This window comes from Haloprofundus halophilus, assembly GCF_003439925.1.
Taxonomy (GTDB): domain Archaea; phylum Halobacteriota; class Halobacteria; order Halobacteriales; family Haloferacaceae; genus Haloprofundus; species Haloprofundus halophilus.
Genome location: NZ_QQRR01000002.1, coordinates 325,686 through 346,009, shown reverse-complemented (window position 1 = coordinate 346,009; position 20,324 = coordinate 325,686). Strand labels below are relative to the sequence as shown.

23 protein-coding genes are annotated in these 20,324 nt (G+C 63.4%); 11 read left to right on the top strand and 12 right to left on the bottom strand.

The genetic code is table 11. The features are described from left to right. Nucleotides 1-153: 153 nt before the first annotated feature. Nucleotides 154-2,004 carry an ABC transporter ATP-binding protein gene (locus DV709_RS11275; protein ID WP_117594537.1) on the top strand — a complete coding sequence of 617 codons (1,851 nt, stop codon included), beginning with the start codon at nucleotides 154-156 and terminating at the stop codon, nucleotides 2,002-2,004. A gap of 28 nt (nucleotides 2,005-2,032) precedes the next feature. On the opposite strand, the gene DV709_RS11270 is transcribed toward DV709_RS11275, so the two are convergent. From DV709_RS11270 to DV709_RS11240, 7 genes are all read right to left on the bottom strand, one after another. After that, the gene (locus DV709_RS11270) at nucleotides 2,033-2,416 is read right to left on the bottom strand and encodes a type II toxin-antitoxin system VapC family toxin (protein ID WP_117594536.1); all 384 of its coding nucleotides are present in this window, start codon (nucleotides 2,414-2,416) and stop codon (nucleotides 2,033-2,035) included. Further along, the gene (locus tag DV709_RS11265) at nucleotides 2,403-2,630 is read right to left on the bottom strand and encodes an antitoxin VapB family protein (protein WP_117594535.1); all 228 of its coding nucleotides are present in this window, start codon (nucleotides 2,628-2,630) and stop codon (nucleotides 2,403-2,405) included. Before DV709_RS11265 ends, DV709_RS11270 begins: the two co-directional genes overlap by 14 nt. Nucleotides 2,631-2,710: 80 nt before the next feature. Further along, a complete protein-coding gene (locus DV709_RS11260; protein WP_117594534.1) occupies nucleotides 2,711-4,282 on the bottom strand; it encodes an ArnT family glycosyltransferase in 1,572 nt (523 codons plus the stop codon). Nucleotides 4,283-4,493: 211 nt separating this feature from the next. Next, nucleotides 4,494-6,161 carry a gamma-glutamyltransferase family protein gene (locus DV709_RS11255; protein WP_117594533.1) on the bottom strand — a complete coding sequence of 556 codons (1,668 nt, stop codon included), beginning with the start codon at nucleotides 6,159-6,161 and terminating at the stop codon, nucleotides 4,494-4,496. 186 nt (nucleotides 6,162-6,347) lie between these two features. After that, on the bottom strand, nucleotides 6,348-7,895 hold the full coding sequence (locus DV709_RS11250; RefSeq protein WP_117594532.1) for a TrkH family potassium uptake protein: 1,548 nt from the start codon (nucleotides 7,893-7,895) through the stop codon (nucleotides 6,348-6,350). Nucleotides 7,896-8,139: 244 nt separating this feature from the next. Next, nucleotides 8,140-8,595 (bottom strand): universal stress protein, encoded by a 456-nt coding sequence (locus DV709_RS11245; RefSeq protein ID WP_117594531.1) that lies wholly within the window; start codon nucleotides 8,593-8,595, stop codon nucleotides 8,140-8,142. A gap of 159 nt (nucleotides 8,596-8,754) precedes the next feature. Next, nucleotides 8,755-9,189: a pyridoxamine 5'-phosphate oxidase family protein gene (locus DV709_RS11240; protein WP_117594530.1), complete on the bottom strand. Its 435-nt coding sequence runs from the start codon at nucleotides 9,187-9,189 to the stop codon at nucleotides 8,755-8,757. Nucleotides 9,190-9,306: 117 nt separating this feature from the next. Here DV709_RS11240 and DV709_RS11235 point away from each other — a divergent pair, with 117 nt between their 5' ends. The 8 genes from DV709_RS11235 (at nucleotide 9,307) to DV709_RS11200 (ending at nucleotide 14,773) form a co-directional block, all read left to right on the top strand. After that, complete coding sequence (locus DV709_RS11235) at nucleotides 9,307-10,011, top strand: hypothetical protein (RefSeq protein ID WP_117594529.1); 705 nt, start codon at nucleotides 9,307-9,309, stop codon at nucleotides 10,009-10,011. Continuing rightward, the gene (locus DV709_RS11230; RefSeq protein WP_117594528.1) at nucleotides 10,008-10,457 is read left to right on the top strand and encodes a hypothetical protein; all 450 of its coding nucleotides are present in this window, start codon (nucleotides 10,008-10,010) and stop codon (nucleotides 10,455-10,457) included. The genes DV709_RS11235 and DV709_RS11230 overlap by 4 nt, the downstream gene beginning before the upstream one ends. Before the next feature lie 82 nt (nucleotides 10,458-10,539). Then, complete coding sequence (locus DV709_RS11225; protein WP_117594527.1) at nucleotides 10,540-11,676, top strand: ABC transporter ATP-binding protein; 1,137 nt, start codon at nucleotides 10,540-10,542, stop codon at nucleotides 11,674-11,676. 168 nt (nucleotides 11,677-11,844) lie between these two features. Further along, nucleotides 11,845-12,132 carry an amphi-Trp domain-containing protein gene (locus DV709_RS11220; protein WP_117594526.1) on the top strand — a complete coding sequence of 96 codons (288 nt, stop codon included), beginning with the start codon at nucleotides 11,845-11,847 and terminating at the stop codon, nucleotides 12,130-12,132. 29 nt (nucleotides 12,133-12,161) lie between these two features. Then, nucleotides 12,162-13,043, top strand: a complete 882-nt coding sequence (locus tag DV709_RS11215) for a universal stress protein (RefSeq protein ID WP_117594525.1) — start codon at nucleotides 12,162-12,164, stop codon at nucleotides 13,041-13,043. A 60-nt stretch (nucleotides 13,044-13,103) separates the two neighbouring features. Next, nucleotides 13,104-14,183 carry a TrmB family transcriptional regulator gene (locus tag DV709_RS11210; protein ID WP_117594524.1) on the top strand — a complete coding sequence of 360 codons (1,080 nt, stop codon included), beginning with the start codon at nucleotides 13,104-13,106 and terminating at the stop codon, nucleotides 14,181-14,183. 82 nt (nucleotides 14,184-14,265) lie between these two features. Next, entirely contained in the window at nucleotides 14,266-14,526 is a 261-nt protein-coding gene (locus DV709_RS11205) for a type II toxin-antitoxin system HicB family antitoxin (RefSeq protein ID WP_117594523.1), read from the top strand. A gap of 1 nt (nucleotide 14,527) precedes the next feature. Further along, the gene (locus tag DV709_RS11200) at nucleotides 14,528-14,773 is read left to right on the top strand and encodes a type II toxin-antitoxin system HicA family toxin (protein ID WP_117594522.1); all 246 of its coding nucleotides are present in this window, start codon (nucleotides 14,528-14,530) and stop codon (nucleotides 14,771-14,773) included. Between the two features lie 280 nt (nucleotides 14,774-15,053). On the opposite strand, the gene DV709_RS11195 is transcribed toward DV709_RS11200, so the two are convergent. The 5 genes from DV709_RS11195 to DV709_RS11175 form a co-directional block, all read right to left on the bottom strand. Further along, nucleotides 15,054-15,875: a DUF7847 domain-containing protein gene (locus DV709_RS11195; protein WP_117594521.1), complete on the bottom strand. Its 822-nt coding sequence runs from the start codon at nucleotides 15,873-15,875 to the stop codon at nucleotides 15,054-15,056. A 135-nt stretch (nucleotides 15,876-16,010) separates the two neighbouring features. Continuing rightward, nucleotides 16,011-16,253 carry a hypothetical protein gene (locus tag DV709_RS11190; RefSeq protein WP_137047124.1) on the bottom strand — a complete coding sequence of 81 codons (243 nt, stop codon included), beginning with the start codon at nucleotides 16,251-16,253 and terminating at the stop codon, nucleotides 16,011-16,013. Nucleotides 16,254-16,361: 108 nt separating this feature from the next. Then, nucleotides 16,362-17,057 (bottom strand): DUF2270 domain-containing protein, encoded by a 696-nt coding sequence (locus DV709_RS11185; RefSeq protein WP_117594519.1) that lies wholly within the window; start codon nucleotides 17,055-17,057, stop codon nucleotides 16,362-16,364. Between the two features lie 208 nt (nucleotides 17,058-17,265). Then, entirely contained in the window at nucleotides 17,266-17,871 is a 606-nt protein-coding gene (locus DV709_RS11180) for an OsmC family protein (RefSeq protein ID WP_117594518.1), read from the bottom strand. 220 nt (nucleotides 17,872-18,091) lie between these two features. Further along, complete coding sequence (locus tag DV709_RS11175; RefSeq protein ID WP_117594517.1) at nucleotides 18,092-18,916, bottom strand: helix-turn-helix transcriptional regulator; 825 nt, start codon at nucleotides 18,914-18,916, stop codon at nucleotides 18,092-18,094. Nucleotides 18,917-19,087: 171 nt separating this feature from the next. On the opposite strand from DV709_RS11175, the gene mntA reads away from it, so the two are divergent. Both mntA and hepT read left to right on the top strand, forming a co-directional pair. After that, nucleotides 19,088-19,576, top strand: coding sequence for a type VII toxin-antitoxin system MntA family adenylyltransferase antitoxin (gene mntA, locus DV709_RS11170; RefSeq protein ID WP_117594516.1), 489 nt, complete (start codon nucleotides 19,088-19,090; stop codon nucleotides 19,574-19,576). Further along, nucleotides 19,573-20,031 (top strand): type VII toxin-antitoxin system HepT family RNase toxin, encoded by a 459-nt coding sequence (gene hepT, locus DV709_RS11165; RefSeq protein WP_117594515.1) that lies wholly within the window; start codon nucleotides 19,573-19,575, stop codon nucleotides 20,029-20,031. Before mntA ends, hepT begins: the two co-directional genes overlap by 4 nt. Nucleotides 20,032-20,324 lie beyond the last annotated feature (293 nt).

Below are 20,324 nucleotides of genomic sequence, written 5' to 3'. Positions count from 1 at the left end.
CTCCGCCCGCCGACGCACAGTTCATGCCCGTTGGCACCGTTACCTTCGGTAAGGGCGTCTTCGGGCGTCGGCCATCGCATGTCACACGCAGTTCCCCCAGCCACAGGTGAGACGAATCCGAACGGCGCCGGCCGCGGACGACAGACGGACCCGATGGTTCGGCTCTTTTCGGACTACGGCCAGAAAGACCGCTGGCTGTTCGTCGTCGGTCTCGTCGCGAGCCTGTTCAGTCGACTCGTCGCGCTCGTTCCCCCGCTGGTGCTCGGTATCGCCATCGACGCGCTGTTCACCCCCGGCACCGAGACGGCGTACCGCCTCCCCGTCGTCCCCGACGGGTCGCTGCCGTCGACGCCCGAAGCCCAACTGTGGCTCTCACTCGGCCTCATCGTCGGCGCGTCGCTTCTCTCGGTCGGACTCTCGTGGACGCAGGGCGTCTCGCTGTCGCTGTACTCGAATCGCGTCCAGCACGCCATCCGGACCGACACGTACGCGACGATGCAGCGCCTCGACGCGGCCTTCTTCGACGACAAGCAGACCGGCGAGGTGATGAGCATCCTCAACAGCGACGTCCGAAACCTCCGGGAGTTTCTCGGGACGACGCTCAGCGGCGCGGTCCAACTCGTCGTCTCCGCGCTCGGTATCGGCGCGGTGCTGTTCTGGCTCAACGCGCAGTTGGCGGCGATTACGCTCGTCGCCATGCCCGTTCTGGTCGTGTTCACCGTCGCGTTCATGCGGACGATTCGACCGCGCTACCGCGCGCTTCGCGCGAGCGTCGGCGCGCTCAACACCCGACTGGAGAACAACCTCTCGGGCATCGAGGTCATCAAGACCTCCAACACCGAGACGTACGAGGACGGCCGCATCGAGGACGCCTCGTGGGACTACTACCTGAAGACGTGGGCGGTCGCCAAACTGGAGTACTTCTACCAACCGGGGATGGAACTCGCCGCCAACGTCGCGTTCGCGGCGACGTTCGCCATCGGCGGCTACTGGCTGGTCAGCGGGTCGACCGGTCCGCTGGGCGGTCCGGGGTTGCAGGTCGGCGAGTTCGTCACGTTCCTGTTCATGACCCAGCGGTTCGTCGACCCGCTGGCGGGCGCGGGCCGCATCGTCAACTCCTACGAGAACGCCCGCGCCTCCGGTGAGCGCATCTTCGGGCTGACCGACCTCCCGGTTGCCGTCGTCGACGACGAGAACGCTGTCGACCTCGGCCGCGTCGAGGGTCGAATCGAGTACGACTCTGTTTCGTTTGCCTACGAGGAGGGCCGTCCCGTCCTCTCGGAGGTGGGCTTCGTCGCCGAACCGGGCGAGACCGTCGCGCTCGTCGGTCCCACGGGCGCGGGGAAGTCGACGGCCGCGAAACTGCTGCTTCGCCTTTATGACGTAACCGACGGGTCGGTCCGCCTCGACGGCGTCGACGTGCGCGACGCGACGCTCGACAGCCTCCGCCGCGCCGTCGGCTACGTCAGCCAGGACGTCTACCTGTTCGACGGCACGGTCAGAGAGAACCTCGTCTACGGCGCGTTCGACGCGACGGAGGCGGAGATGGTCGCCGCCGCGAGGGCTGCCGAGGCCCACGAGTTCGTCTCGGAACTCCCCGAGGGGTACGACACTCGAATCGGCGAGCGGGGGATCAAACTCTCGGGCGGGCAGCGCCAGCGGCTCTCCATCGCCCGCGCGATGTTACAGGACCCGGACGTGCTCGTGTTGGACGAGGCCACCTCCGCCGTCGACACCGAAACCGAGTTGCTCATCCAGCGGGCACTGACGCGGCTGACCGAGAATCGAACGACGCTCGTCATCGCACACCGCCTCTCGACGATTCGGCGGGCCGACCAGATTCTCGTCCTCGAAGGCGGGCGCGTCGTCGAACGCGGGACGCACGACGAACTCGTCTCGCTCGGCGGGCTGTACGCGACGCTGTGGGGCGTGCAGGCGGGCGAGTTCGACCGACTCGACGAGGCGGCCGTCGCGCGTCTGGTGCGCGAGGGTGCGAACGATTAAACGGGAACTGTCAGTCTCCAACAGTAGGTCAGTACGTGAGCGTCTCGAGACCGTCCACGCGGTCGAAGTGGCCATCTCGTGTGATTAGCGTCGAACCCGACGAGCGACAGATACCCGCGATGAGCGTATCCATCGACCCAATCGGAGTTCCGGCATCGGACAGCTCAGCGCTCACGTACGCTGCCTCTGCCGCATCGTCAACGGTCAGTTCGAGTGGCTCGATCCAGTTTAGATCCTCACGGACTTCGCGGACACCCTCCTCCCCGCGAAGACGAGCAGCGCCGACGAATACTTCGTGCAGCACTACTGTCGGGGCGAAAAACGGCTGATTTTCGCGCGTTTCGAGTACCTGCTTTAGTTCCTCGGAGCCTTCGAGATAGTCGATGAGCGCACTCGTGTCAAAACAGTTCATTTCGACGCTCCTCGAGGTCGTCGTCGAACTCGTCTTCCGTTTCTTCGACGGCCTCGCGAAGGCCGGTCCCCTTCCACGAGCCGAATCCTTTCATGATATCCCGCTCACTCCCCGTGAGACGGAGAATTGTATCCGTGAAACTCTCCCCTTCTTTTTTGTGTGCCTTCAGACGCTCGTACGCTTCGTCGGTGATTGTGAGACTCTTCGTCCCCATACGTATACGTCTACGTGTACACGTACTTAGGGTTCCCGTCGACGTGGCACCGAACGATCCGAAAAGAGAGCTGGAACGAACTACGACTCCGTCGACACCACGCGGAAGACGACGACGCCGTCGTTCTCGTACGCCGCCTCGTAACCCTCGGCGGCCATCAACGACGCCGCGAGTTCGCCGCCGCCGGTAGTTCGCTTCCCACGGACGATGTACGTCCCCTTCGGGACGTAGAGGTAGTCGGGCGTCACGTCCGCCGCGTTCAACGTCTCGGAGATGCAGTCGGCGGAGTCACAGGTCGACACCGTCCGGTACAGCTCTTTCTGCTCGGCGTACGTCTCCGCCCCTTCCCATTCGACGCCCCACAGGCCGACCACCATTGTCCGCTTGCTGACGTCGGGGAACCACTCGGCGGCGTCGCCGACGACGACGAACGTCGCGTCATCGGGGGTCTCGTCGCCGGCCCACTCCATCGCGGCCACGTCGTCGTCGTCGACGAAGGCGGGCGCGATGGAGGGTTCGGCGACGGTCATCGAGTAGCCGACGACGCCGAGACCGCAGATCAGCGTCACGGCGACGGCGACGGCGGCGAGCGTCCGTCGCTTCGGTCGGGGAACTCGCTCGGCGACCGCGGTTCGGACCGGCGCGAACGCCAGCGCGACGACGGCGAACGTGCCGACGAACGCGACGAATCGCGCCTGCTGGAACAACAGCGCCGCCGCGACGGTCCAGACGCCGAGGAACGGTCGCCGGACGAGAAACAGCGCCGCTGCGAGCAGGAGCGGTATCGCGAGCCACGGGGTGACGCCGAGTCCGCCGCCGATGCCGCCGTGCGTTCCGGAGGCCTCGGTGAACACCTCGATACCGTGCGTGGAGACGTTCCAGAGCAGCCACGGCGTCGCCAGCGCGAACCCGCCGGCGGCGACGACGCCCCCGCGGAGAAAGCCCGCGAGCGACCGGTCGAGCGAGAGCCACAGGATGACGAAACTGCCGACGAAAAACAGCGTGTACGTCGGGTGCGTCAGGAGCGTCAGCCCGAAGCAGAGCGCGGAGACGGCGAGCCACCGGCGTTCGTAGCCCGTCGTCTCGACGGCGGTGTACAGTCTGTACCCGGCGTAGATGCCGCAGACGGCGAACAGGAACGCGGGTGCGCGGACTAACCCGCCGGCGGTGATGTGCCACTGGAGCACCTTCGGGTTGAGCGCGACGAGGAGTCCGACGGCCGACGCCGCCGGACGGGAGGCGAGCACGTCGCGCGCGAGCAGATACGTCGGCGCGAGATACGCGATGGTGACGAGCCCGGGGAAGAAGCGCGCGAGTGCGAACGGCCCGACGCCCGTCACGTCGCGTATCGCGGCGATGACGTAGAACATCAGCGGCGGGTACGCGAAGGGGACGCCGTCGACCGTGTAGTACGGTATGGATTCGGGCGGGAGATAGCCGTTAGCGGCGATCTGTTCGCCCATCAGGTTGTAGAGGCCGGCACCGTAACCCGGGTAGGCGTTGACCGTCAGATACAGAGCGTAGACGGCGACACCCGCCAGGAGTACGGGCGAGACGTAGCGGGCGTCCGCGCGGGAGAACAGCCCCGCGACGGCGCTCGGGCGGAACTGCCGAAGTTCGGAGACGACGTTCGAGTCGTCGGTATCACCCATCGGCTGTGTCACGAGGTATCACCACTCGTTCGACACACGAGGGGGTAAAGAGGGCGGAGAGAGGTCACGACTCCTCATTCAGGCTCTGGAAGAAAATATGTTCTCGGTTTCCGACGAGCGATGCAACGTCGCGCGACGGTGGTTGCACCGGGTGAGAAATAGCAATCAGCGCGGCTGAGTTATCGGTACTGTGAAGTGCCGAGTGCGAGCCTCAGTACCCCAACGCGTTGCCGTCTTTTCGGGGTTCCGTCGCCGCCGAGAGGACGCCGTCTTCGTTGCGGACGAACTGCGCGCCGCCGAACATCAGCGGCGCGAGAATCTGCACCTCGTGGCCCATCCGGGTGAGCGCCGTCGGCACGCCGGAGTCCGAGAACTCCTCGACCGCGAGCTGTCCGTCCTCGCGGTAGCGCCAGCGCGGGCGGTCCAACGCGGCTTGAATCGAGAGATCGTAGTCGACGACGTTCGAGATGACCTGCGCGTGGCCCTGCGGCTGCATGTACCCGCCCATCACGCCGAACGCCGCCCAGTCGTCCTCGCCGAGTTTGGCGACGGCGGGCACGAGGGTGTGGAACGGTCGCTTACCCGCTTCGAGGCGGTTCGGGTGGTCGGGGTCCAGCGAGAACGACGCGCCGCGGTTCTGCAGCGCGATGCCCGTATCGCCCGCAACGACGCCCGAGCCGAAGCCGGCGAATCGGGAGTTGATGTAGGAGACGACGTTGCCCTCGTCGTCGGCGACGCAGAGCAGCACGGTGTCGGCGTCTTCGGCCTGCGCGTCCGGAACCCCGAAGCTCACGTCGTGGTCGGCCGTCTCGCCGACTCCCTCGGCGCGCTTTCTCGCCCACTCCTTCGACGCCAGCGGCGGAATCTCCTCGTACTCGGGGTCGGTGATGTAGCGGTGGCCGTCGTGGAACGCGAGTTTCATCGCCTCCGCGAAGTAGTGGACGCGCTCGGCCGAATCGAGGGGGTGGTCGGCCGCGCCGAGTTCTTCTGCGATGTTGAGCGCTTCGAGCGCGATGAGTCCCTGATTGTTCGGCGGCAGTTCGTAGATTTCGGCGCCGTTGTACGTCGTCGACACCGGGTCGACGAACTCCGGTTCGAAGTCGGCGAGGTCGTCGACGGTCATGAAGCCGCCGAGTTCCTGGATTTCGCTCGCGATGGCTTCGGCGATGTCGCCCTCGTAGACGATGTCCGCACCCTCTTCGGCGATGCGCTCCATCGTCGCACCGAGTTTCGGCAGCGACACCATATCGCCCGTCTCGGGCGCTTCGCCGTCGAAGAGGTAGGCGTCGCGGGCGTGCTCGGATTTGAACAGTTCCTCGCCGTGCTGCCACTGCGCGGAGACGACTTCGGTGACCGGGTAGCCGTTGTTCGCGTACTCGATGGCCGGTTGGAGCACCTCGGCGAGCGTCATCCGACCGAGTTCCTCCACCGTGGTCTCCCACCCGCGGGCGGTTCCGGGAACCGTCACGGCGTGCGGACCGAGGAAGGGCATCCCCGCCTCCTCCGCGGAGTCGACGGCGTAGCCGCGAGAGGCCGGATACCACGACGAGCGCGTCTCCTCGTCGGCGTCTTCGATAGCCTCCCGCACTTTCTCGATGCTCGTTCCCGAGGGCGCACCGCCGCAGGAGCGCATCGCGCCGACCTCGCCGTCGGCGGTGCGGTAGAGCGCGAACACGTCGCCGCCGAGGCCCGTCGACGTGGGTTCGACGACGTTCAGCGCCGCCGCGGTGGCGACGGCCGCGTCGAAGGCGTTGCCGCCCTCCTGGAGGGTGGTGATTCCCGCCTGCGCGGCGAGCGGTTGGCTCGTGGAGACCACGCCGCGACGACCGTACACGGTCGACCGGCGTGAGGTGAAACTGTCGAGGTCACTGGCGTCCATACCACCCCTTGGCAAATCGGCCTCAAAGAGCCACGCGAGTGGGGGGTTCTTGCCGGTGGTGGCTCCCGGTCGCACGGCGTCACTGGCTCTGTCGAAACCCACCGGAGCGGGATAGGAATAGCGTGCGAGATACGGGGGAGTATACAAGGAAGGATGTTCTGAGAACGGTGCATCTACTAAGGGTCGTCACTGCCGCCAAAACGTCGGTGTGAGGATGACCAGCACCGAGAGCACCTCCAAACGACCAATCCACATCAGAAAGACCATGTAGAGTTTTGCGGCATCCGAGAACGGCAGGAAACTGTTCATCGGACCAACAACACCGAAGCCCGGACCAATGTTCCCCAGCGTGGCAATGGCGACGCTCATCGCCTCGAGACCAGACAACGATACGCCAGCCGTTCGGAGAGTATCGAGGTACAGAAGCACCGTCGAGAGGGTGAATATCGCCAAAAAGAGCAGTATGAACACGAGTACATCTCGAATAGTCTGCTCGTCGACGACTTTCCGGTCGAGTCGTAGCGGTTTAACGGCCTCGGGATGGACCGACGTGAACAGTGTTCGGAAGATAGCCTTTTTGACGAGAACCCACCGGACAATCTTGATCGAACCGGCTGCCGACCCCGCAGAGCCGCCCAGAAAATACGCAAACAACAGTATCGTCTGTGCAGAGGCATCCCAGGTGTTGAAATCCATACTCGCGTACCCAGTCGTCGTCACGATAGCGATCACCTGAAAGAGTCCCTGCCGGAGCGAATTTTCGAGATTTCCGGGAATGATGTCGAGGTTCGCCGGCGGTTCGGCGATTCCAACGCCGAGAAAGAGCACTGTCGAGATTACTGTCCCGAAAGCGAGGATGGCAAGTAGATACGCACGGAACTCTGTATTGTTGGTTAACCGGCGAGGCTCTCCCCGAAAGACGTACCAGAACAGAGCGAAGTTCGTCCCTGCGACAACCATGAACGGCATTACCGCCCACTGGACCGCAGGCGTGAACGCCTCCACGCTCCGTGCCTCCGGAGAGAATCCACCGGTAGGCAGTGTCGTGAGTGCGTGCGCAACCGCATTGTAGAGGGTCATGTTCGGCGCTAATCCGCTCAGATGCAACCCGTAATAGACGACAATCGCGAGAACGGTGAACCCGGCGTAGATTCCCCATAGCCCACGCGCAGTCTGCTGAAGGCGCGGCGTCATCTTCTCCAGCGATATTCCCGGTGCTTCCTGCTTCATGATCTGGGCACCACCAACCGAGAGCTCTGGCAGGATGGCGACCATCAACACGAGAATGCCCATACCACCGAGCCATTGGGTGAGCTGGCGCCACATCAGCATCGCGTACCCATGGCGCTCAACCGAGATCTCCCCGAGAACAGTCGCACCGGTCGTCGTGAATCCACTCATGCTCTCGAACAGAGCGTTGACTGGACTGGCAACAGTGCCTGTTCCGGCGACGAGATACGGAACCGTTCCCACTAACGGCACGACCAGCCACGCAAGACTTACTAAGAGGAACACCTCTCGCTGTCTGAGTTCGCCATCGTTGTTGACTCGCTCTAAGAGGAATCCACCGCCAACCATGAGCACGCTAGTGGCGACGAATGGGACCGGGTTTTCACCGTAATAGAACGCCAGGACGAGCGGGAACAGCGGCGTAATGCCGATGTATTTGAGAACTGTCCCGACGAGGGCCACGCTTACTCTGTAATCGACATAGACGCTCGGTGTGCGGGCCATCGAATATCTATGGTGGTCGAACGACGAACGGGTGGGCGTTTCGGTTCGGTTGCGCTTCGAGGAGACTGTTCATTGTTTCCATCGTGGAGTCATTTTTGTTCTTGGATTCTGTCCCACTCTTCCACACAGTTCTCACAGAGAAATCCTGTGAATCCATCTACATCGTATCCCTGCACACTCGTATCGTCCCCACATCGCTCACATTTCATAGTTGGTCCTGATGGGTAACTCGGGTACTGTCTCGTCACGCATCGTGGGTGAAAACTATCCTCTTCTGTTCCTTCGGGAGTGCAATCACTGGTATTTTACTCCGTTTGAAGAGCTCAGTCGTGACATCTCCGCTGAGGAATTTGATCCAACGGCTTCCAACTCGCGGGACGAACGCAATCGAGGTCGCGTTTTCCTCTTCGGCGGCGTCCCGAATCGTTTCTCCGACGTTTCGCCCGTATAAGGTGCGGAACTCAAGCGTCGGTCCGTCGTCGGGAAACACATCCAAAAAGGATTGATACGCCTTTTCGGCGAACGCTTGACGCTGTTCGACGGATGCCTTGTCGGGTACCCCTTCGCCCTTCTCGATGACGTGAACGACGATGACCTGTGAATCCTCACGAGCATAGTGGTAGACGATTCGGGCGGTGTTCGCTGCGTCGTCTGGACCGGCGATTGGGACGATTACTGTGCCGAAAATATCGGAACTCATAGTCCCTACATTCGACTCCTTCACCAAAATCCCTCCGGTAGAATTGTTGGATACGTAATGAGGTGCGTCTCAAATTCTGATTGAACAATTCCTTCGAGCGGAGCCCGGTTCTGTGTCGACGCTCTCCTGTGAGTTACCGCGCGACCTCCCAAACTCGACCTACGACGTTCGACGGCCGGTGACCGATTCGATGTCCAGCCGGTAGAACACCGGGTCGATATCCTCGACCGTCTCGCCGAAGACGCGCAGCGAGGTGTACGCCTCGTTGATTTCGGCGTCGTCGGGTCGGTCGTCCCGCGAGAGTCTGGTGAACGGCCCGCGGACGATGACGCTCCACGACTCGTCCGGCGACGGGGCGTCGTACAGCACGAAACACGCCTCGGCCGTCTCGTCCGCGAACGCCAGTTTGTCGCTCTCGTCGTGTCTGCCGAGACGGAAGTACAGCGCGTCGCCGTCGAAGTAGTACGCGACCGGAATCGCGTACGCCTCGCTGTCTCGCGCGAGCGACAGCACGCCGTCGGTCCGCTGTTCGAGCGTCGCTTCGACCTCCGCTCGGTCCATACCGACGGTGTAGATGTATTCGAGATGGTGCAATGGAACCCCTCGGAGTATCGTTCGACGGCGAGTGGGATAATCCAGTCGCCGAAACGACACTACTCCGGTAGTGTGCTACCGGTGTGCTTTTGCGTCCGGCGTGCGGCAACACGAGCGATGCGCGCGACGACCGACGAGACCCAACGCCTCGACCCGATAGCCGCCGTCTCGGCGTTCGGCCGGGCGACGTACTCCGATCTCGTAACCGTCGTCGCGCTGAGTGTCGCCGCGTCGCTCGCGTCGCTCCCGCTCGTCACGCTCGGAGCGGCGCTTCTCGCGCTCGTCGAGACGATGACCGATGTCGTCGAGGGCGAGGCCGCCGGACGGAGGGTGAGCGAACGGGCGCGACTCGCCGCCTTCCGTGAGTCGTTTCGGCGGAATCTCCGACGTGGCCTCCCGCTCAGTCTGCTCGCAATCGCCGTCGTCGCGACGACCTACGCCTACTCGACTATCGCGCTCACCGTCCGCCAGCCCGCGTTCCTCCTCGGCGCGCTCGCTGGCTTGTACGCCGTCGTCATCGTCGTCGTCGTCCTCTTTCGGGCCGCCTCGCTGGTGGCTCGCGCGCCCGAAGAACCTCGCACGGAGCTGTCTACGACCACCGCACTCCGCGACGCGGCGTACCACCTGCTGGAGACGCCCTCGTTCAGCGTCCTGCAGTCCTGTTTCGCCGCGCTCCTGTTGGGGCTCTGCGTCTCGCTCGGCATCGCCGTCGTGTTGCTGTTACCGGGGTGGCTGGCGCTGTTGGAGGTCGTCGCCTTCGAGGAGACGACGGGCGAGGGGGCCGAACGAATCGTCCTCGCGTACCGGGGTGAACTCGTGTGACCAGCCGAGAACTCCACCTCGTGAGCGTCGTCCCGGTGGCGTTTCTCGCCGTCGCCGTCGGCCACCACCCTGCCGTCGCGCTGCCGCTGGTCGTCGGGGTGTTGCTGCCCGAACTGGACGCGCTCCGCGAGGAGACGCATCGCTCGTGGCTCGTGCACACGTTTCTGTTCCCGACGCTGCTGTATCAGGCGGCGCTCCGCCTCGACCTTCTGTCTGTGCTTCCCGCGCTGGCGACGACGATTCACTTCCTCGCGCTCGGGATGGGTCTACATTTTCTGGCCGACTACGTCTACCCGCGCGAGCAGACGAACCCCGGCGCGGAGTGGCCCGTCCGCCCAGTCGGCTTCTCCTCGCCGTGGGGGCTGCTCTGGCTCGGTATCTCGTGGGCGATTCAGTGGTACGGCTACCTCGCCGCGGCGTTTCTGCCGTGGTTGGCCGGCGTTTGAGTCGACCGCAACTCGCCCATTCGTGTGACACTACTCCAGTAGTAACACATATACGCCCGGGACGGATTGTTCGTGATAGACCATGGCAAGCGCCGAGTACGACGACGTCTACAAAGTGTTCGACTCCGGTGAGGACGAAGTCGTCGCCGTCGAGGACCTCTCTCTGACAGTCGAGGAGGGTGAGTTCCTCGTCCTCGTCGGTCCGTCGGGCTGCGGCAAGTCGACGACGCTGCGACTGCTCGCGGGGCTGGAGACCATCTCCGACGGCGAGATACGCATCACCGGCGAGGTCGTCAACGACGAGAAACCGAAGGACCGCGACATCGCGATGGTGTTCCAGAACTACGCGCTCTACCCGCACAAGACCGTGCGCGAAAACATGGCGTTCGGCCTGGAGATGACGACCGAACTCGCCGACAGCGAGATTCAGACGCGCGTCGAGGAGGCCGCGGAGATGCTCTCCATCTCGGAGCTCCTGGACCGTCGTCCGAAGGCGCTCTCGGGTGGACAGAAACAGCGCGTCGCGCTCGGTCGCGCCATCGTCCGCGAGCCCACGGTGTTTCTGATGGACGAGCCGCTGTCGAACCTCGACGCCAAACTCCGCACCGAGATGCGCACCGAACTCCAGCAGTTACACGACAAGCTGGGCGTCGCCACCGTCTACGTGACGCACGACCAGACGGAGGCGATGACGATGGGCGACCGTATCGCCGTCCTCGACGACGGGCAGCTCCAGCAGCTCGGCACGCCGCTGGAGTGCTACCACGAGCCCGCGAACCGCTTCGTCGCGGGCTTCATCGGGTCGCCCTCGATGAACTTCGTCGAGATGGAGTACGACCCGACCGCCGGTCGGGGGCTGACCGACGGCGTCACCTACCAGTTCACCGACGAGCAGACGAGCGTTCTCGGGAGCCGAGGGCGGGTGACGCTCGGTATCCGCCCCGAAGACGTCGAACTCGCGGGGGAGTCCGGTCCCGACACCGTCGAGGCGACCGTCGAAGTCGTCGAACCGATGGGCCGCGAACACCTCCTGCACCTCGACGTCGGCGGCGACGAGGTGACCGCGTCGGTGTCGGGCGACTACGACATCGACATCGGCGACCGCGTGCGTCTGCAGTTCCCCCGCGACCGCATCCACGCCTTCGACGCCGGTTCCGGCGAGACGCTGTTCAACCGTTCGCGACAGACCGAGTCGCTGCCGGACGGCGTGAAGCTGTAGCGTTCCGGCAGCGTTCGGAGACGATTTGAGCTCAGCTGTAGCTTCGTGAACTGCCTCGGAGGCGAGCCCCGAGGACTCGGCCTGCGCCGTCTTGTAGAACCCGCGGATGGTTCTCGACGTTCGACAACCTGCCTCTCGCTTATGCGGTCGTGTGGTCTACCAGACAGTATGGGAGAGCTCGAAACCGAATCCGAGAAAACGCGGTCCGAGGTCGCGTCGTACCTCCGCGAGTTAGCCGACCAGTTAGACGGTGACGGGGACGTCACGCTCGAACTCGGCGGTCAGCACGTGCGACTGAATCCGGTGAATCCGGTGACGTTCAAACTCGAAGGCGAGTCGGATTGGTCCGAGGGCGACACCGAGGCCAAACAGAGCATCGAGTTCGAGTTGGTCTGGTGGCGTGAAGCCCAGACAGCGGAAGAAGGTACGCTGGATATCACGACCGAGGGTAGGTGATTTCACCGACCCCGCAGACTGTAGACACCATGTACGACCGCATCTTGTACCCGACGGACGGGAGCGAGCCCGCAGAATCGGTGTTCGACTACGCGCTCGAAATCGCGAGCGCACACGAGGCGACGATACACGTCCTCAACGTCGCAGACACCGGTCGGGATAGCCTCACGCAGAGACAGGAGGCCGTCCCCGAGTTGGAGCGAGAAGGGGAAGAGATCGTCGACGAGGCGGCACAGCGTGCGACAGACAGCGGTGTCGCCGTCGTCTCGGAGGTCCGTCGGGGCGCTCCGTCGACGGCAATCGTCGAGTACGCGAAACAGTTCAACGTCGACCTCGTCGTGATGCCGACGCACGGCCGTCGCCGACTGAAGCAGTTCCTCCTCGGGAGCGTCACCGAACGCGTCATCAACACCGCCGAAGCGCCCGTCGTGTCGGTCAACCCCGACGGAGACCGCCCACGCACTTACCCGTGTGAGACCCTCCTCGTCCCGGTAGACGGGAGCCGTGGCGCGCAACTCGCGCTGGCCGAGGGAGTCGCGGTGGCGAACGCGACCGGCGCGGCGCTTCACCTGCTGCACGTCGTCGACACGGGGAGTCTCGGCCTCGACGCCCGTTCCATCCTGAAGGAGGATGAACTGACCGAGAGGGCGAACTCGATCGTCGCGGACGCGGTCGAGACCGCCGAGACGGCGTCCGTCGAGACGATCGAGACCGAAGTCGAGTACGGCTCTCCGGCCAGACAGATTCGCACCTACATCGACGAGAACGACGTCGACCTCGCCGTCCTCGGGACGCAGGGCGTGACGGAGTTCAACCGCTACGTGATGGGCGGCGTCAGCGCGAAGCTGGTCAGAACGTCGCCGATTCCGATGATGTGGGTCCGCGAGCCCGAGTCGGACGACGCCGCGTGAATTCCGTTTTCACACCGCAACACCGAAACCGTCCGCCCTCCCTCTATTCGGTATCCGAGCATGGACACCGACCAACTCCGCTCGACGCTGGAGCGGACCGGACTCACGCAGTACGAAGCCGAAGCCTACATCGCGACGGTCGAACTCGGCAGCGCCCCCGCGACCGAGATAGCCGACGCCTCCGGCGTGCCGCAGGCGCGCATCTACGACGTGCTTCGCAACTTAGAGAGCGACGGCTACATCGAGACGTACCAACAGGGGAGCCTCCACGCCCGCGCGCACGACCCCGCCGCGGTCGTCGACGACCTGCAGGCGTACGCGGAGACGGTGACGAGCGCCGCCGCCGAGATACGCGACAGGTGGGAGCGCCCGACCGTCGAGAACCATCGCGTGAGCGTGCTCAAACCCCTCTCGTCCATCTTCGACCGCGCGCACGAGGCCATCGAAGCTGCCGAGAACGAACTCCAGTTGGCGGTGACGCCCCCGCAGTACGACCGCTTCCGCGACGCGCTCGCGGCGGCGGTCGACCGCGGCGTCGTCGTCAAACTCGTCCTGACGCCCGAACAGTCCGCCGACGCCACCGTCGACGACCGCGTGTTCGACTTCGCGGGCGTCGCCACCGAGGTCCGACTCCGGACGCTGCCGACGCCGTTTCTCGTCCTCGCCGACCGAACGCACGTCTGCTTCGCGCCCGAAGCGCCGCTGCACCCCAACCACGAGTACGGCGTGCTCGTCAACGACTACTCGCTGTCGCGCATCTTCGACGCCCACTTCCAGACGGCGTTCTGGGAGACGTGGGAGACGCTGTACTCCGCGCGCGACGGGTCGCTGCCGGCGACGTACACGAACATCCGCGAGTGCATCCGCGACGTCTACGAGGACGTCGAGGCGGGCCGCGAGGTGACGCTCACCGTCATCGGACAGAACCGGACCGGACGCGAGAAACGGGAACTCACCGGTCGCGTCGTCGACGTGAACTACGTCGCCAGCGAGGGCGACGCCGGGCCGCTGCTGTCGAGTTTCGTCGAGGCGGCGACGCTCGAACTCGACACCGGCGACGAGGTGGTCAGCGTCGGCGGCTGGGGTGCGCTCGTCGAGGATATCGAAGGCCAGCGGTTCGTGGTGGAGAAAATCAATTGACGATGTTCGCGACGGTCGGCTCGAAATCCCAAAGGGGACCGTCCGAACGCTTATTGGAGCAGTGGACCTGGTTTCGGTAGGGATGGCCAGTACGACTCGAAAAAACGACGACGGGGGGGTTGAGTTCGTCCACGAGAACGACGGACAGGTCACCGCGAGGGATATCGAGACGGGCGTCGCATCCTTCGGAGAGACCCGCGCAGAGGCGCTACGAATGCTCGCAGACGCCCTCGACGCCTACTACGGAGAAGGCGAGTCCGTAGAAACGGAGACGCTGGCCACGGAGTTCGGCCTCGACGAGGACGAGGTCGGGAGCGAAGGCCGTCCGCCGTGGGACGCCTAGCGTGGGCCGGACGACGTTCACGGGACGGGAGGTCGCCAAAGTGTTGATGAAGTTTAGCTACGAACCGAAGTCACGGACCGGGAGTCACCTCACACTGGAGTACGTCAACCCAGACACCGGCGAGGTACGACGACCGACAGTTCCGATTCACGGTGAGATCCCCCGGGGGACGCTCGGAAGCATCGCCAAGCAGTGCGGTGCTGAGGACTTTCAGTCGTTCTGTGAGTGGGTCGACGAGCACTGTTAAGATGTGGCCCCAACAGTAAGCTGCAGAAGTGTGGAGAGAGCATCGCCCTTTAGAGCGAGGAAGGTGTTGAGTCGATTACTGAGGTGCTCGTCGACGCTTCGCCATCGAGCGCCTTTCGTTCCTCTGGTCCCCATCACCGAACTGCGAAAACCATCCTCGGATACCAGAGTCGTAGGAGTAGTGCCGAATCGTACCGACAGCCCGCTACAACGTCACCACACACTCCTTGAGTTCGTGCGTAGTAGCTCGAAATCGCTCCGTTCTGCCGAGAGCCGACGGTTCAGAGATTCGGGGTCGAGTCGACGCCGGTTTTTCGCTCTCGAATCTCCTCGTAGAACGCGACCGAGTACAGCGCGCCCACGCTGCCGACGACCGCCGTGACGACGGTTGTGAGCACGATCTGTGCGAGCGCGCTCGTCAGCGGGAGCTGTGCGGGGGCGGCCGCCGCAGCTCCCGCGCCCGACTGGGGCAGCAAGAGGAACTGCGCGACGCCGATAACGCCGGCGACCGCGAACACGCCGACCATCGTGACCACGAAGTAACCGACGGTGCTCAGGAGGTTCCGGCGCACGAGGCCGACGCTCCCTTTGAGACCCGAGACGGCGCTTGCGTCGTTCAAGACGATTTCGTGACTGTAGAACTGGATGAAGAACGCGAACACGAGGTAGACGAGGCCGACGAGGAGACCGACGCCGAGACCGACGAACAGTCCGGTCTGGCTGCCGCTCGCAGCGGAGAAGACGCCGGCGAAGACGCCGGCGAAGACGACGAACATCAGCACCAGGACGACTCCCGTAACCAGGAGGTACGCGGCGAGCAGCGAGACGTAGTTCCGCTTGCCGGCCTGGACGAACGTCTCGAGTTTCGTCTTCGTTCTGAGCGCTTCGTCGGCCATGCCGATCATCCCGCCTTGGACGAACGGGGTGCCGAAGACGTACACGACGAACAGCAGGCCCGAAACGACGAGCGAGAGTATCGGACTGACGTACTGTGCGAGCAACTGCGGTGCCTGGAGGAGACCGAACAGTCCGATTACCGCGACGAGAATCGGACTCCGGGCCAACGCACCAGGCACTTTCCGGAGGGCATTCAGGACAGCCATCTCTTAGGGTTCTAACGTAACACCAGATAGTCATTATGGTGAGTTGACTACTTTAGACGAACGTACCAACGGGTCGTCGAGAAGAGACTGACGGGGGTGGAGAGCGTCCGTTCACCGCAGAGCTCGTCGGACATCTCACTCGTCGACGATTTCCGCGGCCGCGAACCACTGTTCGACGAGGGAGTTGACCAGCAGAAAGACGATAGTAAGATTCGCGACGCCGGCGAGAAACAGCATCAAAAGCTCGCCGGTAGGAGTGGCTCCACCTTCCAGAACCGCCGTCGTAAGCCACGTGACCAGAAGCACCCCGACCGTCGCGAAGACGACGTACTTACCGACCGAGGGTCGATTCTCCTCTCGAACCTTCATTTCTGGCATGCGGTCTCATTATCCAATGTGCGTGAAATACATATCGACGACCGAGTGTCACGACCTCACCGCTCACACTCGTCCGCGTTGGATACGGAGCGCACGTCGATGAACATCTCACTCTCGCTTCCACTTCCCCGGCTCTTCGCCGTGTATCTCCCCCGTCGCTTCGCGGCTGCTCGGCCAGAAGGCGACGACCGCGATACAGAGGTAGACGACCGAAAGCACGCCCGCGACAGCCTCGCCCGGAACTCCCGACAGCGATGCGGCGTCAGACCACGCCGTCTCGGGCGTGAGGATGGTGATTTTGACGACCCAGGTGAGGCCGACGATGACGAACAGGAGGCCGTAAATCCGACGAATCCGCCGCGAGAGCGCTTCGAGCAGCGTCACTTTGAACTTCGGATACCGAAGGTCGTCACCCAGTTCCTCGCGCCACTGCGAGTGTTCGACGCCTTTGGGGTCGAGTGCGTTCGCGAAGACGTTCTGCTGGACGAAGCGCACTCGGCTCCGGTACAGGTCGTAGAAGCGGTAGCGCCGCGCCTCGTAGCTGAGGAAAATCCCCAAAACCACGACACCGACCAGTAGTAGGTTCGGAGATATGCTCGGGTCGGCCAACACGACCGAGAGAAGCGCGGCGATGATCGTGACGACCCAGTTGGTCGTCTGGTCGATGCGGTTCTGGGCGTTGTTCGTCTGGCTGACCTCGCCGCGGTAGTAGTGCGGAATCGTCGACAGGAGCGCGTCTGCGTCGTGGGCGATCTCGCCGGCCACCTCTTGGTCTTCTCTCTCGAGGGAATCGTGGGTTGTCATACGCTCTCTAGTGGCACCCGTCCGGCAAATCGTCGCTGTCGGGAGCCCGAGACAGTACGCTCGTGGGACGTATCCGTTCCGTCGCTCGCGGGACGTATCCGCTTCGTCGCTCGCGTCGAGTCGACGAGCGGTCCGCGGCGACGCCGCCGAAACTCCCTCCCTTCGTCCCGCCGTCGTCGGGAGACGGGCGGCGTCGTCGTTCGTGCGCTCAGTCGTCGGCGTGCATCGCCGTGGTCGTCTCGACGGCGATGTCGACGTCCTGGGCGAGCGAGACGAACGCGAACACCGGCGCGCGCCGCGTCCACTCGTCTATCGTCTCCTCGTAGATGCCCTCTGCTTCGATCTCCACCTCGGCGGTGAGGTTATCGAAGACGCCGTCGGCTTCGTCGAGGTCGGCGAGGCCGAAGAGGACGCTCGGGTCGAAGTCGGTCCGGACGCGCGTCTGCAGTTTCTCGATGTCGACGCCGTTGGCGACGGCGTTGACGCTGATGCCCACGTTGATACACGACGCGAGCGCCGACAGCGCGGCTTCGATGGGTTCCAGTCGGTCGGTTCCGCCGACCCACCCGCCCGCGTCCATCACTTCCTTCCACGCCCCGTAGGGAATGGTGTACTCTCGGGTCTCGCGCGAAATCGTCTCGCCGCCGAGCGTGTAGCTGTCCACCTTCGCCAAACTGTGCGCGCACGTTCCCTCGTAGGTCGAACGCGCGCCGAGCCCGAGCTGCACCGCGTCGGGGTTCTCGGCCGCGTATTCGGCGAACCCTTCGAGTTTGTTCAGGTCTACGCCGTGCACGATTTGCTGGTCGTCAGTCATAGTTTCGTGTCGCCTCCGACAGCCGGAAGAACGACCTCAGAGACGTTGTAGCTATTTCGTGCCGTCTCGGCAGGTCCTGACATCGTTTCAGCTACTGACCGCGCGTCAACAGCCGCTTACCGAACTCGTCGAGAAACCGATGGCCCGCCTGGCTCGTCCGGCAACGCGGAGGCGAAGACGCCGAGCGCCGGACGATGTCGAAAGCGACACGGTTGGAGCCTCACTGCACGTAGGCTTCGGGTTCGACCGGCCGCGCGTCGGCCTCGAACGAGGCGTACGTCAGCTCCGCCCACTCGCGGATGACCGGCGCGTCGGCCTCGACCAACGCCCGGACCGACCCGCTGTCCCGTTCGTAACAGCTGATCGTGACTCGATCGTCGAGGAGGCCGACTCCGCACTCGGGGAGTTCGTCGTGTTCGAGGACGGTGAAGTTGTCCCGCCTCTGCATCTCCGAGCTGCGCTGCGGATACGTCGCGACGAAGTACGCGTGGCAACTCGGTCGGTCGATCAACGTGATCTCGACTCCGGCGTCGATGAGAGAGAACAGCGAGTCGAAGCAGGGCTCCATCAGCGCGACCTCGGGTCGGAGATACCGGACCTCGTTTGTCTGCCGGAGGAGCGACTCGAACCGTCTCACGGGACGGTACGGCGAGTCGGGTTCCGGGAGCGTAACGGTCAGTTCGGCCCAGGTCTCGGTCGGGAACTCGGTCACCTCGTCCGGAAGCCAGTGCCAGACGTCGCGCAACTTCCGTTCGGTTTCGACGAGGCTCGTCAGGTCCTCCATCCCGGCCGCGATAGCCTCTCCGAGCCGCGTCGCCACGTACCGGTACCCCTCCTTTCGGACCCAGGAACGGTACTCGAACTGGCGCAACGTTCGCCGAATCGTCGACGGCGACACGCCGGTTTGCTCACAGAGTTCGGAGCGACTCCGGGGACGCTCCGTCAGCGCGACGAGCGTCGGGATGCGGTGCGCTGACCGTGCGAGATACGCGATATCACCGATCGCTGAGTCCGTGTCGACAGTGTTCGTGCCATTTAGTCCCATGTTACTCTTTAGCAAACGGCCGAGATAACTATTTGGGGCGGAGTACGCGCTCTGTATGCAGCACGCCCGTCGGGACATCTCCGAGTTAATATCACAGGTGAGACATCTACAAGGAACAGTGTCCGAGGGGCACCTGCGTTTTTATATGGCCGGAAACCCTGATTTCGGACAATGAGAACCGTCGAGTCGACCGCTGTCAATGCGTCCGTTGATCTCGACGCCCTCCTCGGCGTTCTTCGGGAGCATCCGGTCCGGCTTGCGATTCTCTTCGGCTCACACGCGACCGAGACGACGCACTCAGCAAGCGATATCGATCTCGCGGTCGAATTCGACGCTGAACGCCCGTCAGATTCGAACTACAACGATACTTTCCTTGGATTGAGTGCCGATCTGAGTGATACACTCGGGACCGATGACGTGGATCTCGTCGATCTTCATGCAGCCTCACCAGCACTCGCGGAGGCGGTCTTCGAAAATGGTGTACTCCTCCTCGGCGAGCAAGAACGCGCCGCCGAGCTTCGTCAGCAGATAACGGCGGCTGATACCGAGACGCAGTCACCTCGCGAACGGCTCGACGCAGCGCTGGCCAGAATTGACGCCCATCTCGATAGCGGTGATGCTAGGGCGCCTGTATCCGGCGAGTCGGAGAATGACGGATGACGACTGATAGCTTTCCAGCGGACCGTCTCAACAGGATTCTGACTGCTGTCGAAACCATTGAGGAGAGCCTCGGTGTACTCGCCCGGAAGCAGCGTCTCAGTCGCGACGAATACAAGTCTGATTCGGATACTCGTGATATCGTCGAGCGCCGGTTCGTAAAGATGACTGAAGCCTCGATTGACATCGGTGAAGAACTCGTCAAGCACGAACGTGGGCACCCACCAGCTAGCAATCCAGAGTCGATGCGAGCGCTCGGTGAGATTGGAGTGCTTTCACCAACGCTGGCCGAGGAGATGGCACAGGGGGCTCGATTCCGCAACGTGTTGTCGCATACATATGGACGAATCATCGATCACGATGTCGTCTACAACGCGCTCCAAGATCTGGAGCGCTATCGACTGTTTGTCCAAGCGGTTCGCGACTACCTCGATTCCATCGGCGCGCTTGACGACTGACTTCGTCGGAGAAGCGAGTAAATCAACACCTAGTTGCCGAACTCAAGGAGAGAACCCACGACTGTACTCGTCGGAAGCCACGACCGACCACTAACGGCGCTCGCAAACCTATCGGAAATCGGTTAGAAAGCTATTTACCGGCTATGAGCCTCTGAGGAGCAGGAGATACCGGCGTACTGTCGGCCTCGAAGCACATGACTGAGAAACATCTACACAATGGAAACGACCCGACTGTGTTCGCACGATGCACCGATTGTGCGAACATCTATCCCGCACAGGAGAAGACGAACGGG